This is a genomic window from Bradyrhizobium sp. NBAIM14, from assembly GCF_020193895.1.
Lineage (GTDB): Bacteria > Pseudomonadota > Alphaproteobacteria > Rhizobiales > Xanthobacteraceae > Bradyrhizobium > Bradyrhizobium yuanmingense.
Genome location: NZ_JADYVQ010000001.1, coordinates 470,801 through 483,289, shown reverse-complemented (window position 1 = coordinate 483,289; position 12,489 = coordinate 470,801). Strand labels below are relative to the sequence as shown.

12 protein-coding genes are annotated in these 12,489 nt (G+C 65.9%); 10 read left to right on the top strand and 2 right to left on the bottom strand.

Annotated features, from left to right (window positions below):
* Window positions 1-160: 160 nt before the first annotated feature.
* The 6 genes from I6F28_RS02155 to I6F28_RS02130 all read left to right on the top strand — a co-directional run bounded on the left by I6F28_RS02155 (window position 161) and on the right by I6F28_RS02130 (window position 6,056).
* Window positions 161-1,243 (top strand): ABC transporter ATP-binding protein, encoded by a 1,083-nt coding sequence (locus I6F28_RS02155; protein WP_225139178.1) that lies wholly within the window; start codon window positions 161-163, stop codon window positions 1,241-1,243.
* A 36-nt stretch (window positions 1,244-1,279) separates the two neighbouring features.
* A complete protein-coding gene (locus I6F28_RS02150) occupies window positions 1,280-1,996 on the top strand; it encodes an HAD family hydrolase (RefSeq protein WP_057026006.1) in 717 nt (238 codons plus the stop codon).
* Between the two features lie 14 nt (window positions 1,997-2,010).
* Window positions 2,011-3,318, top strand: a complete 1,308-nt coding sequence (locus I6F28_RS02145; protein ID WP_225139177.1) for an NAD(P)/FAD-dependent oxidoreductase — start codon at window positions 2,011-2,013, stop codon at window positions 3,316-3,318.
* 22 nt (window positions 3,319-3,340) lie between these two features.
* Entirely contained in the window at window positions 3,341-4,387 is a 1,047-nt protein-coding gene (locus I6F28_RS02140) for an ABC transporter substrate-binding protein (RefSeq protein WP_225112081.1), read from the top strand.
* A 68-nt stretch (window positions 4,388-4,455) separates the two neighbouring features.
* Window positions 4,456-5,268, top strand: coding sequence for an ABC transporter permease (locus I6F28_RS02135; protein WP_225139176.1), 813 nt, complete (start codon window positions 4,456-4,458; stop codon window positions 5,266-5,268).
* Complete coding sequence (locus tag I6F28_RS02130; protein WP_109144792.1) at window positions 5,265-6,056, top strand: ABC transporter permease; 792 nt, start codon at window positions 5,265-5,267, stop codon at window positions 6,054-6,056. The genes I6F28_RS02135 and I6F28_RS02130 overlap by 4 nt, the downstream gene beginning before the upstream one ends.
* A 49-nt stretch (window positions 6,057-6,105) precedes the next feature.
* On the opposite strand, the gene I6F28_RS02125 is transcribed toward I6F28_RS02130, so the two are convergent.
* Complete coding sequence (locus tag I6F28_RS02125) at window positions 6,106-6,795, bottom strand: aspartate/glutamate racemase family protein (RefSeq protein ID WP_109145921.1); 690 nt, start codon at window positions 6,793-6,795, stop codon at window positions 6,106-6,108.
* 213 nt (window positions 6,796-7,008) lie between these two features.
* Between I6F28_RS02125 and I6F28_RS02120 the strand changes: the two genes are divergently transcribed.
* Genes I6F28_RS02120 through I6F28_RS02105 form a run of 4 tightly spaced genes read left to right on the top strand, consistent with a single transcriptional unit; the run spans window position 7,009 to window position 11,513 of the window.
* Window positions 7,009-8,670 carry a thiamine pyrophosphate-binding protein gene (locus I6F28_RS02120; RefSeq protein ID WP_225139175.1) on the top strand — a complete coding sequence of 554 codons (1,662 nt, stop codon included), beginning with the start codon at window positions 7,009-7,011 and terminating at the stop codon, window positions 8,668-8,670.
* Window positions 8,671-8,674: 4 nt separating this feature from the next.
* Window positions 8,675-9,940, top strand: a complete 1,266-nt coding sequence (locus I6F28_RS02115; RefSeq protein WP_225139174.1) for an NAD(P)/FAD-dependent oxidoreductase — start codon at window positions 8,675-8,677, stop codon at window positions 9,938-9,940.
* Between the two features lie 9 nt (window positions 9,941-9,949).
* Complete coding sequence (locus I6F28_RS02110) at window positions 9,950-10,693, top strand: aspartate/glutamate racemase family protein (RefSeq protein ID WP_036027373.1); 744 nt, start codon at window positions 9,950-9,952, stop codon at window positions 10,691-10,693.
* Between the two features lie 40 nt (window positions 10,694-10,733).
* Window positions 10,734-11,513: an SDR family NAD(P)-dependent oxidoreductase gene (locus I6F28_RS02105; protein ID WP_225139173.1), complete on the top strand. Its 780-nt coding sequence runs from the start codon at window positions 10,734-10,736 to the stop codon at window positions 11,511-11,513.
* A 154-nt stretch (window positions 11,514-11,667) separates the two neighbouring features.
* Here the strand turns inward: I6F28_RS02105 and I6F28_RS02100 are convergent, their stop codons facing one another.
* A complete protein-coding gene (locus I6F28_RS02100; protein ID WP_225139172.1) occupies window positions 11,668-12,462 on the bottom strand; it encodes an IclR family transcriptional regulator in 795 nt (264 codons plus the stop codon).
* Window positions 12,463-12,489 lie beyond the last annotated feature (27 nt).

The window sequence follows — 12,489 nt, the reverse complement described above, 5'->3', positions numbered from 1 at the left end:
AAGTCTGGTGTCATCAGCATGACAGCTTAAAGACAGGCCCTTCGAGAGAGGATTTGGTGCAGCGCACGCTTTGCCGTGAGTGCTCCAAATCCCTGTCTATAAAGCAGGCTTATGGCGCGCAGTGAGGCACGCCGGCTGAGGGACATCGCGAGGTCGATCGTTGGACAAGCGCGCGGAGAGCGTCGAGATCAGGTCCGCCAGCAAGGCCTATGGCGCCGTTCGCGCCCTCGACGACGTTTCGCTCAATGTCAGCGCCGGTGAATTCGTCTCACTGCTTGGCCCGTCCGGCTCCGGCAAGACCACGCTGCTCGGCATTTTGGGCGGCTTCATCCTGCCGACCTCAGGCACGATTCTATTCGGAGGCCGTGACGTCACCTACATGCCGCCGCACAAGCGCGACATCGGCGTGGTGTTCCAGAACTACGCGCTGTTTCCGCATATGAGCGTCGGGGAGAACGTCGCCTTTCCCTTGCGCGCGCGACGCCTGCCGAAATCCTTCTGGCCGGACAAGGTGCGCGCGGCGCTCAGCATGGTCGGGCTTGCCGGCTATGAAGAGCGCGGCATCGCGCAGCTCTCCGGCGGCCAGCGCCAGCGCGTGGCGCTGGCGCGCGCCATGATCTTCGAGCCGCGCCTGATCCTGATGGACGAGCCGCTTTCCGCGCTCGACAAGCAGCTGCGCGAATCCATGCAGATCGAGCTGCGCGCGTTGCACAAGCGGATCGGCGCGACCATCATCTACGTCACCCATGACCAGCGCGAGGCGCTGACCATGAGCGACCGCGTCGCCGTCATGAAGGACGGCCGGCTGGTCCAGATCGACGAGCCGGCGCGGCTGCATGACCATCCCGCCGATTCCTTCGTCGCCAGCTTCATCGGCGAAGCCACGATGCTGCCGGTCCGCCGCGTCGATGCTTCCAGCGTTGCGCTCGGCAATGCCTTGCTGCGCAGCGCACGCGCCATTCCCGATGGCGATGCCCTGATGCTGGCCGTGCACAGCGAGAAGCTGCTGATTGATGACGGCGCGCAGGATGCCGCCTGTAACCGGCTGACCGGGACCGTCACCGACATCGTCTATCAGGGCGAGAGCCTGCGCATTTTCCTCGCGCTCGCCGACGGCATCGCGCTCAGCCTGCGCCAGCCGAGCTATCACCAGGCCTATCACCGCATTCCGCCGCTCGGCGGCAGCCTCACCGTCACCCTCCATCCCGAGGACACCATTGTCGTGCCCAGGGTGAGGGACTGAACTCAAGCCTCATCCAACCCGAGAGAAGAAACTGACATGTCGACCCAAGCCGCGTTCAGCAATTTCAAGGTCCTCACCTTCGACGTCGTCGGCACCCTGATCGATTTCGAGACCGGCGTACTTGAAGCGGTGCGCAAGATCGGAGGCAAGAAGGCGGCCGAGCTCAGCGACGACCAGATTTTCGAATCCTACAAGCGCGGGCGCGACAAGCATTACGAGCGCTCGAGCGAGGTGATGTTCCACGTGTATCGCTATCTCGCCAAGGAGCTGGGGCTGCCGGCGGACGATGCCTCCTGCGACGTCTTCCAGCTCGCCGTGCTGCGCTGGGGCCCGTTCTCCGATTCCGTTGAGGCGCTGAAGCGCTTGCGCACAAAATTCCGCCTGGTCGCGATGACCAATGCCGACCGCGTGGCGCTGTCGTGCTACGCGCATGCGCTCGGCAATCCCTTCGATGACACCGTCTGCGCCGACGACACCGGCGTTGCAAAACCGAACCCGGAATTCTTCGCCTACAACAAGGGCCGCCAGTCCGCCTTCGGCTACAAGCAGTCCGACATCCTGCACGTCGCGCAGAGCCAGTATCACGACATCGGGATCGCGCGGAAGCTCGGCTACAAGGTGTGCTGGATCGAGCGCCGCCAGGGCATCGCCGGATTCGGCGGCACGCCGGCGGTGGAGACGCTGACCAAGCCGGACTTCCATTATCCGACGTTGAAGGCGCTTGCCGACGCGGCCATCGGGCCGGCGACGTAACGGAGAGCTGTGGCATGACACGGGACTGGTGCGCGCTGCCTTCCGTCAATTCGCTGTGGGAAGCCACGGCGGAGCCGGCGCGCGCGTTTCCCGTGCTGTCGGGCGAGCAACAGGCGGATGTGGTGATCATCGGCGCCGGCTACACCGGCCTCTCCGCCGCGCACCACATCGCCAGGAGCGGGCTCAGTCCCGTCGTGCTCGAGGCCAACCGTCCCGGTTGGGGCGCGAGCGGGCGCAATGGCGGCGTGATCACCGCAAAATTCCGCCTCTCGTTCCGCGAGATCGATGCCGCACACGGCCGCGACATGGCGCGGCGCATGTACGAGATCGCGCATGAATCGACCGACATGGTCGAGGAGCTCGTCTCCGAATTCGGCATCACCAGCGCGAACCTTGTGCGCACCGGCCAGGTCAAGGCCGCGCACAATGAGACGACGCTCAAGGCCGCGATCGACGAAGCCAACTGGATGACGCGCGAGATGGGCTCCGCCGCGGTCCGCATTCTCGACAAGGGACAGGTGCGTGAGGAGACCGGCTCCGAGATCTTTGTCGGCGGTGTGCTCAATCCCGGCTCGGGCGGGATCCATCCGCTGAACTATCTGCGCGGCCTCGCAAACGGCGTTGCAAGGCGCGGCGTTCCGATTTTCCAGGAGTCGCCGGTCGTCAAGCTCCGGCGCGAGAAGGACGGCATCGTTGCCGAGACACCGCAAGGCGCGGTGCGCGCAAAACAGGCGATCATTGCCACCAACAGCTATTCGGATCTGACCGGTGCCACCGCGCATCTGCCGCGCACGCTGATCCCGTTCCGCAGCGCCATGGTCGCAACCGAGCGGCTTCCCGGCAATCTCGCGGGAAAACTGATGCCGACGGGGCGCACTTACACCGAGACCAAGCGCATGATGCGCTGGTTCCGCATGGTCGACAACCGCGTCATCTTCGGCGGCCGCGGCGCCTTCGGCAAGCAGGACTCGCAGGCCGCATTCGACGCCTTGCGCAAGGCGATGGTCGGCATCTTCCCCGATCTCGCCGATGTCCCGCTCGCATACAAATGGTCGGGCCTGGTCGCGATGACGCTGGACTCGGTCCCGCATATCGGCCGGCTCGATGACCGCACGCTCTTCTCGGTCGGCTACAACGGCGCAGGCGTCGCGATGTCGAGCCTGATGGGCCGCTATCTCGCCGCCTTCGTGCGCGGCGAGACGCCCGACGTCGGCCTGCTCGACGCCCGGCGCATGAAGGCGATTCCGTTCTATCCGCTGCGGGAGCCCGCCGTGCGCGTGGTCGCCGGCTGGTACCAGTTTCTCGATGCGATCGGTCAGTGAGATCTATTTGGAGGAGGTGAGGATGACGATGAAGCAGAAATTTGGATTGGGCTGCGCGCTGCTGGGCGCAATCGGACTGACCAGCGCGGCTGATGCCGCCGAGCAGATCACCTTCGTCTCGCAGGGCGGCGCCTATCAGCAGGCGCAGACGGTGGCGATCCTCGATCCCTCCGCCAAGAAGCTCGGCATCACCATCAACCAGGACTCCATTCCCGATGCCTGGCCCGCGATCAAGACGCAGGTCGGCAGCGGCAAGCCGATCTGGGACGTCGTCGACACCCCGACCGGTAACTGCCTGCGCGGCGGCGAACAGGGGCTGATGGAGAAGCTCGACTTCTCGAAGATTCCAAACGGCGCGGCGATGCCGGAGGCCTATCGCAGCCCCTATTCAGTGTCCTACGAGTTCTATTCGAGCGTACTTGCCTACAGCCAGAAGAAATTCCCGAAGGACGCGCCGAACAGCTGGGCCGATTTCTGGGACGTGAAGAAATTCCCCGGCCGCCGCGCGCTGCGCAACCATCCGTTTGCAACGTTGGAGGCGGCGCTGATGGCCGACGGCGTCGCACCGGACAAGCTTTATCCGCTCGACGTCGACCGCGCCTTCAAGAAGCTGGAAGAGATCAAGCCGCACATCACGGTGTGGTGGACCTCGGGCGCGCAGTCGGCGCAGTTGCTCAATGACGGCGAGGTCGACATGGAGATGGCCTGGAACGGTCGCGTCAGCGCGGTCGCCAAGGAAGGCGCGAAGGTCACCTTTACCTACAACCAGGGCATCCTGCAGAGTACGTCACTTTGCATCCTCAAGGGCGCGCCGAATCTCGCCACGGCGGTGAAGTTCCTCAACGAGGCCGTCGATCCAGTGCACCAGGCCAATCTGCCATTGCACATCGACTATGGTCCGGGCAATCCCAAGGCATTCGAGACCAGCGTGATCAAGCCCGAGCGCGCCGCGCAATTGCCGAGCGAGCCGGCCAATGCGGCGAAGCAAGCGCTGATGTCCTACGCCTGGTGGTCCTCGCCGGCGGGCGAAGCCGCCGAGAAGCGCTGGGCGTCCTTCATGCAGAAGTGAGCGAGGCAGCGTTGACGACTTCAGTGCCAGATCCCTCCCAAAAACATCAGCGCCGTGAGCACGGCCTGATGCTGGCACTGGTGTCGCCGGCGCTGCTGGTGATCCTGGCTCTGATCCTGCTGCCGGTGGGCTGGCTGGCCTGGCAGTCGATCTACCATGACGGCTTCACGCTGGAGAATTATCGCCGCGTCTTCACCGAAGACGTCTACTGGCGCAGCTTTGCGCTGACCTTCGAGATCAGCCTCGCGGTCACGGCAATCGCGCTGCTGCTCGGCTATCCCGTGGCCTACCTTGCCAATTCGGTGCCGAAAGGGTGGAGCATCCTCATCCTCTCGCTGGTCGTGCTGCCGTTCTGGACCAGCGTGCTGGTCCGCGCCTATGCCTGGCTGGCGCTGCTGCAGCGCACCGGCGTGATCAACCAGTTCCTGCGCTACCTCGATGTGATCTCCGAGCCGCTCGCGCTGGTCCACAACACCTTTGGCACGGTGGTTGCGACCGTGCACATCCTGCTGCCCTTCATGGTGTTGCCGCTCTACGCCACCATGCAGAAGATTCCCAACGATCTCATGCAGGCCGGCGCCAGCCTGGGCGCGAGCCCGTCGCTCACCTTCATGCGCGTGTTCCTGCCGCTGTCGCTGCCGGGCGTGCTCGCCGGCTGCACCATGGTGTTCGTGCTCTGCCTCGGCTTCTACATCACGCCGGAGCTGCTCGGCGGCGGCCGCACCGTGATGGTGTCGATGCTGGTGAGCCGCAATGTCGAGCTCTACAACCAGTTCGGGGCGGCGAGCGCGGTCGCCGTCGTGCTGCTCATCAGTGTGCTCGTGATCTTCGTCATCGTCAGCCGCTTCATCTCGCTCGACCGCGTGTTGGGGCAGAAATGATGCGCGCCTCGCCCGCACGGATCGCCCTCTACGTGGTCAGCGCGCTGGTGCTGGTCTATCTGATCCTCCCCGTTCTGATTATCGCGCCGATCTCGTTCTCCAGCGCGCGCTTTCTCACCTTTCCGCCACCGTCCTTTTCGCTGCGCTGGTACCAGCAATATTTCTCAAATCCCGCCTGGATGCAGGCGACGCGGGTGACGCTGACGGTCGCCCTCCTTACCGTCGTGATCGCGACCCCGTTCGGGGTGGCCGCTGCCTATGCCATCAGCCAGTCGAAGCTGCGCATCATGAGGCTGATCCACTTGGCGCTGCTGTTGCCGCTGGTGGTGCCGATCATCATCACCGCCGTCGGCATCTTCTTCGTCTATGCCAAAGTCGGTCTGGTCGCGACCATGCCCGGCCTCGTGCTGGCGAACGTGATGCTGGGCCTGCCCTATGTCGTCATCTCGGTGCTCGCGGGCCTGCAGAGTTTCGATCCGGCGCAGGAGATGGTGGCGCGCAGCCTCGGCATGAACCGCCTGCGCAGCTTCTTCGCGGTGACGCTGCCGCAGATCAAGTCCAGCGTGGTTGCGGGCGGAATCTTCGCCTTCATCTCGGCGATGGACGAGACCATCGTCGCGCTGTTCATTTCCGGCGGCCAGTATCAGCCGTTGACCAAGCGCATGTTCACCGCGCTGCGCGACGAGATCGATCCGACCATCGCCGCGATCTCGACCTTGATGACGGCGGCCTCATTCATGCTGGTGCTGCTGGCGAGCGCGCGACAGAAGCGGAGCGGGTCAGGGTAGTCCACGTCCCCCGGGACCTCGCGGCACGGGCTGGACTGAGGAGATCAATTCACCCGATCGCGAAATCGGCGGCCGTCTCTGCGTGAATGGCGGTGGTGTCGAATGTCTCGACCGACGTGTCATCAGGGCCGACCAGCATGGTGATCTCGGTGCAGCCGAGGATGATGCACTCGGCGCCGCCGGCGACGAGCGCCGCCATCACCTCCTGGTAGCGGCGGCGCGAGGGCGCGGCGACGTTCCCGAGGCACAGCTCGTCGTAGATGATGCGGTTCACCTCGACGCGCTCGTCCGCGGGAGGGACCATGGCGTCGAGGTCGTGCGCGCGCAATCGGTCGATGTAGAAGTCTTCCTCCATCGTGAACTTGGTGCCGAGCAAGCCGACCCGCCGATATCCTTTGGCGCGAATCCGCTCGGCCGTCGCATCGCCGATGTGGATGAACGGAACGTTGACGCTGGAGATGATCTCCGGCGCCAATTTATGCATCGTGTTGGTGCACAGCACGATGGCCCGCGCGCCGGCACTTTCGAGCAGCCGCGCGACCTCCGCCAGGCTCGCCGCCGCCTCCTGCCAGCGGCCAGCATATTGCATCTGCTTGATCTCCTCGAAATCGTAGGAATACATCAGAAGCGGGGCCGAATGCAGCTTGCCGATGCGGTCGCGGACCCGCTCGTTGATGAGCTTGTAGTAAAGCGCGGTGCTCTCCCAGCTCATGCCTCCGATCAGGCCAATGGTTTGCATTCCGGTGCTCCCGAACAGTGATTCAGAGGGATCTTAGACGAAGATGCCGAAGCTCGCCATCATGGCCGCGGCAGGGCCTGTAGTGCAAACGGCAGGGACGGGCATGACGCCTGCGCAGGCTGCGAGAAGCCTTTCGACCTTGCGCACGCTCTCGGCCTGTCTTAGGCCAGTTCCCGAACACGTGCGTATCGCCGAAGTCTTGAGGGAGCCGACATGACCATTCGCAACACCCGCACCGGGGGCCAGATCCTGATCGATCAGCTCGTCGCCCAGGGCGTCGAGCGCGTCACCTGCGTGCCGGGCGAGAGCTATCTGGCGGCGCTCGATGCGCTGCATGACAGCCCGATCGACGTCGTGATCTGCCGCGCCGAAGGCGGCGCGGCGATGATGGCGGAAGCCTATGGCAAGCTCACGGGGCGGCCGGGCGTCTGCTTCGTCACCCGCGGCCCCGGTGCCACCAATGCCAGCCACGGCGTCCACATCGCGATGCAGGATTCGACCCCGATGATCCTGTTCGTCGGCCAGGTCGACACCGGCATGCGCGAGCGCGAGGCGTTCCAGGAGCTCGACTACAAGGCGGTGTTCGGCTCGATGGCGAAATGGGCGGTCGAGATCGACCGTCCCGACCGCATTCCGGAGCTGGTCGCGCGCGCCTTCCGCGTCGCCATGCAGGGCCGCCCCGGTCCCGTGGTGATCGCGCTGCCGGAGAACATGCTGACCGAGACCGCGGCCGTTGCCGATGCCATGCGCATCGAGCCCGCCGTGAGCTGGCCGGCGCCTGCCGATATCGAAAAGCTCGGCGCCATGCTGGCCGGCGCAAGGGCGCCGCTCGTCATTCTCGGCGGCTCGCGCTGGACCGACGAGGCGGCCAAGAGCATCGCGCGGTTCGCCGAGCGGTTCGACCTGCCGGTCGCGACCTCGTTCCGCCGGGCCGCGCTGATCGACGCCGACCATTCGCATTATGCCGGCGACCTCGGCATCGGGCCGAGCCCCGGCCTGAAGGCGCGCATCGACAATGCCGACGTCGTCCTGCTGATCGGCGGCCGCATGTCGGAGATGCCATCGTCGTCCTATACGCTGCTCGACATTCCCAATCCGAAGCAGAAGCTGATCCATGTGCATCCGGGCTCCGAAGAGCTCGGCCGCATCTATCAGCCTGAACTGGCGATCCAGGCGACGCCGGCCGCCTTCGCCGCCGCCGTCGAGACGTTGAAGCCGTCAGGTGCGGTGGCATGGAAGGGCGAGGCCGCGAAGGCGCATGCCGATTATCTGGCCTGGACCGAGAAGGCGCGCGAGCTGCCGGGCAGGTTCCAGTACGGCGAGGTGATGACCTGGCTGCGCGACCGCCTGCCGAACGACGCGATCGTCTGCAACGGCGCCGGCAATTACGCCGGCTGGATCCATCGCCATCACCGCTTCCACAGCTTCGCCGCCCAGCTCGCGCCGACCTCGGGCTCGATGGGCTATGGCGTGCCGGCGGGCGTGCTGGCCAAGCGGCAATATCCGGATCGCGTCGTCGTCGCGTTTGCGGGCGACGGCTGCTTCCTGATGAACGGCCAGGAATTCGCCACCGCCGTGCAGTACGACGCGCCGCTCGTCGTCATTATCATCGACAATTCGCAATACGGCACCATCCGCATGCACCAGGAGCGCTACTATCCCGGCCGCGTCGTCGGCACCCAGCTCAAGAACCCGGATTTCGCGATGTATGCGAAGGCGTTCGGCGGGCATGGCGAGCGCGTCGAGCGCACCGAAGAGTTCGCACCGGCGTTCGAGCGCGCGCTCGCCTCGGGCAAGCCGTCGATCCTCCATTGCATCATCGATCCCAGGGCGATCTCGGTCGGCAAGGATTTCACGCCGGCGGTGAAAGCCTAGAGCGATGCCTGACGGCCGCCACGTCGCCATCATCGGAGCCGGCGCGATCGGCGTGATCAGCGCTATCGAGGCGCTGCGCGAGGGACATCGCGTGACGCTGATCGATCCGGGCGAGCCCGGCGGCGAGCAGGCGGCGAGCTACGGCAATGCCGGCTGGCTGTCGTCGCATTCGGTGATCCCGCCGGCCGAGCCGGGCGTCTGGAAGAAGGTGCCGGGCTATCTCCTGGACCCGCTCGGCCCGCTCGCGATCCGCTGGTCTTACCTGCCGAAGGCGCTGCCCTGGCTGATCAAGTATCTGCTCTCGGGCTGGACCGCGGCGCGGGTCGAGACCACGGCGTTCGCGCTGCGCGATCTCCTGAAGGACGCGCCGCTGCTGCACAGGAAGCTCGCGGAAGAAGCCGGCGTCCCCGAGCTGATCGAGCGCAACGGCGTGATGCACGTGTTCACATCGCGCGGCAATTTCGACAATGATCTCGGCTGGCGCCTGCGCAGGAAGGTTGGCGTCGAATGGCTGGAGCTCAATGCCGACGAAATGCGCCAGCGTGAGCCGGATCTGCATCCGCGCTACACCTTTGGCGTCGTGGTGGAGGAAGCCGGGCGCTGCCGCGATCCCGGCGCTTATGTTGCAGCCCTTGCCAATCATGCGATTGCCAGCGGCGCGAAGCACGTACGCGCCAAGGCGACCGGGCTGAAGCTCAAGGGCGGCAAGCTCGTCGCTGTGGTCACCGAGACCGGCGAGATCGCCTGTGACGCCGCGGTGGTCGCGGCCGGTGCCCGCTCGAAGCAGCTCACCGCGTCGGTCGGCGATCCCCTCCCGCTCGAGACCGAGCGCGGCTATCATGTCGTGATCGAGAATCCGGAAGTCGGCCCGCGCAGCTCGATCATGGCCTCCGACGCCAAGCTGGTGGTGAACTGGACCAACAAGGGCCTGCGCGCCGCCGGCACGGTCGAGATCGCCGGCCTCGAGGCCGCGCCGAACTGGAAGCGCGCCGAGATTCTGCGCAACCACCTCGTCAGCATGTTCCCGAAACTGCCGAAGGACATTCCGGTCTCGCGCGTCAAGACCTGGTTCGGCCATCGGCCGAGCATGCCGGACGGACGTCCCTGCATCGGCTATGCGCGCGCCTCGCGCGACATCGTCTATGCTTTCGGCCACGGCCATGTCGGCCTGGTCGGCTCGGCCCGCACCGGCCGTCTGGTCGCCCAGCTCGTGAGCGGCAAGGCGCCGGAGATTCCACTCGCGCCGTTCGCGCCCGATCGTTTCCTCTGAGAGCGCACCATGACCACCTCAGCCAGCTCGTCCTCCCGCATCGCCCGTGGCGGCAAGGCCATCTACGGCGCGCCGCTCGGCATCCTGATGCTGGAGGCGCGCTTTCCCCGCATTCCCGGCGACATGGGCAACGGCACGACCTGGCCATTCCCGGTGCTCTATCGCGTGGTGAGCGGCGCCTCGCCGGAAAAGGTAGTGCTGAAGGGCGCGGCCGGCCTCTTGCCCGACTTCATCGATGCGGCCAAGGATCTGGTGCGGCTCGGGGCGGAGGCCATCACCACCAATTGCGGCTTCCTCTCGCTGTTCCAGAAGGAGATCGCGGCGGCCGTCGGCGTTCCCGTCGCGACTTCCTCGCTGATGCAGGTGCCGTGGGTGCAGGCGACCCTGCCGCCCGGCAAGCGCGTCGGCCTCGTCACGGTGTCGGGCTCGACCTTGACACCGGCCCATCTCGAAGGCGCCGGCGTGCCGCTCGACACGCCGCTGGTCGGCACCGAGAGCGGCAAGGAGTTCTTCCGCGTCCTGATCAAGGCCGAGAAGGACGACATGGACATCGCGCAAGCCGAGCGCGACGTGGTCGAGGCCGGCAAGGAGCTCGTTGCCAAGCATCCGGATGTCGGCGCCATCGTGCTCGAATGCACCAACATGCCGCCTTATGCCGCCGCGCTTCAGGCTGAGGTCGGATTGCCCGTCTACGACATCTATTCCATGATCACCTGGTTTCATGCCGGGCTGCGCCCGCGCGTCTTTGCGTGAATGCGTCCGAGAGATCGTTACAAGTTGCAGGAGTGAACCCATGAAACTATCGGGCAAGGTCGCGGCCATCACCGGCGCGGCGCGCGGCATCGGCAAGGCCTGCGCAAAGAGGTTTTTGGACGACGGCGTCAAGGTCGTCATCTCCGACGTCGATGCCGAGGGCTTGGCGGCCACGGCCGCCGAGCTCGGGCGGCCGGATTCCCTGCGCACTGCCGTCGGCAATGTCGCCAAGCGCGCGGACGTGGATCAACTGGTCGCGACCGCGGTGAAGGAGTTCGGCCGGCTCGACATCATGGTCAACAATGCCGGCGTCGCCCGCAACCGCGACATCCTCGACATCACCGAAGAGGAATTTGACGAGATCATCGGCATCAATCTGAAAGGCGCGTTCTTCGGCGTGCAGGCGGCGGCGAGGCAGATGATCGCGCAAGGCGGCGGCGGGGTCATCGTCAACATGTCCTCGGTAAATGCGCTGCTGGCGATCCCGGCGCTCGCGACCTATGCGATGTCCAAGGGCGGCATGAAGCAGCTGACATCGGTTGCCGCCGTCGCACTCGCTCCGCACAACATCCGCGTCGTCGCGGTCGGACCCGGCACGATCCTGACCGACATGGTGGCCTCCGCGATCTACACGTCCGAGGACGCGCGCAAGACCGTGCTGTCGCGCACGCCCGCTGGCCGTGGCGGCGAGCCGAGCGAGGTGGCCTCCGTCGTAGCCTTCCTTGCCAGCGACGATGCGTCCTATATCACCGGGCAGACGATCTATCCGGATGGCGGCCGGCTGGTTCTGAACTACACGGTGCCGGTGAAGGAGAAGTAGGGCCGTTGTCGCCCCCACACTCGGTGTCGTCGCCCGGCTTGACCGGGCGGTCCAGTACTCCGAGGCAGCAGTGATTGAATCGATGGGCCGCGGCGTACTGGATTCCCCGCTTTCGCGGGGAATGACAGTCGTCGTGAGGCAGGCAGTCTGCCTCTTACTCCGCCGCGACCGTCAACCCGTAACCCAGCCGCTTCGAGATGCCCCCCGCGCAGTCGCGCAGCGCGTGCGCGATCGGGCTGTCCCAGCGGGCATCAAAAGTGCCTTCCGGGCCCATCGCGGTGATGACCAGCGCGACGTGGCCGGAATGATCGAACACCGGCGCGGAGAACGCGTTGACGCCAGGCAGGGGATCGCCGAGCGCACGGGCGAGGCCGTGCTTGCGCACCTCGGTCAGCATCTCGGCGACCTTCGTGCCTTTCACAGCGCGCTTCGGGTTGTAGCCGACACCATGGCGATCGAGGCCGCTATCGAGCGCGGCGCTGATCGTCTTTTCCGGCAGGAAGGCTGCGAACGCGCGGCCGGTCGCGGTCTCCAGCAGCGCCATCACCGAGCCGACGCGCATCACGATGTGCACCGGCTGGGCCGGCTCTTCGAGCTGCACCACGGTCGGGCCGTGCGTGCCCCAGACCGCGAGCGAGACGGCGTGGCCGATCTGGCTCGCAAGGCCCGCGATCCTGGGACGCGCGATGCGTACGCCGGAGAGGCGGCGCAGGCTGATCAGGCCGAGCTCCAGCGCCAGTGCGCCGATCTCGTAGCGGCCGGTGCTCTCGTCCTGCTCGATCAGGCCGATGCGGGAAAAGCTGGCGAGATAAGGATGCGCCTTGGCCGGCGTCATGCCGGCCTCGCGGGCGAGATCGCGCAGCATCATCGGCTCGCCGCTGCGGGCGAGCGCGCGGAGCAATTCGCCGCCGACCTCGATCGACTGGATGCCGCGGCTCTCTCTCTTCATGCGCCTCCGATGGGCCTCAGTCACTGT

Bases quoted from the DNA above. Each gene is read 5' to 3' on its own strand.
- I6F28_RS02115 (WP_225139174.1), top strand. From the start codon at position 8,675: ATGCCTGACGGCCGCCACGTCGCCATCATCGGAGCCGGCGCGATCGGC.
- I6F28_RS02150 (WP_057026006.1), top strand. From the start codon at position 1,280: ATGTCGACCCAAGCCGCGTTCAGCAATTTCAAGGTCCTCACCTTCGAC.
- I6F28_RS02110 (WP_036027373.1), top strand. From the start codon at position 9,950: ATGACCACCTCAGCCAGCTCGTCCTCCCGCATCGCCCGTGGCGGCAAG.
- I6F28_RS02100 (WP_225139172.1), bottom strand. From the start codon at position 12,462: ATGAAGAGAGAGAGCCGCGGCATCCAGTCGATCGAGGTCGGCGGCGAA.
- I6F28_RS02130 (WP_109144792.1), top strand. From the start codon at position 5,265: ATGATGCGCGCCTCGCCCGCACGGATCGCCCTCTACGTGGTCAGCGCG.
- I6F28_RS02120 (WP_225139175.1), top strand. From the start codon at position 7,009: ATGACCATTCGCAACACCCGCACCGGGGGCCAGATCCTGATCGATCAG.
- I6F28_RS02145 (WP_225139177.1), top strand. From the start codon at position 2,011: ATGACACGGGACTGGTGCGCGCTGCCTTCCGTCAATTCGCTGTGGGAA.
- I6F28_RS02135 (WP_225139176.1), top strand. From the start codon at position 4,456: ATGCTGGCACTGGTGTCGCCGGCGCTGCTGGTGATCCTGGCTCTGATC.
- I6F28_RS02105 (WP_225139173.1), top strand. From the start codon at position 10,734: ATGAAACTATCGGGCAAGGTCGCGGCCATCACCGGCGCGGCGCGCGGC.
- I6F28_RS02140 (WP_225112081.1), top strand. From the start codon at position 3,341: ATGACGATGAAGCAGAAATTTGGATTGGGCTGCGCGCTGCTGGGCGCA.
- I6F28_RS02125 (WP_109145921.1), bottom strand. From the start codon at position 6,795: ATGCAAACCATTGGCCTGATCGGAGGCATGAGCTGGGAGAGCACCGCG.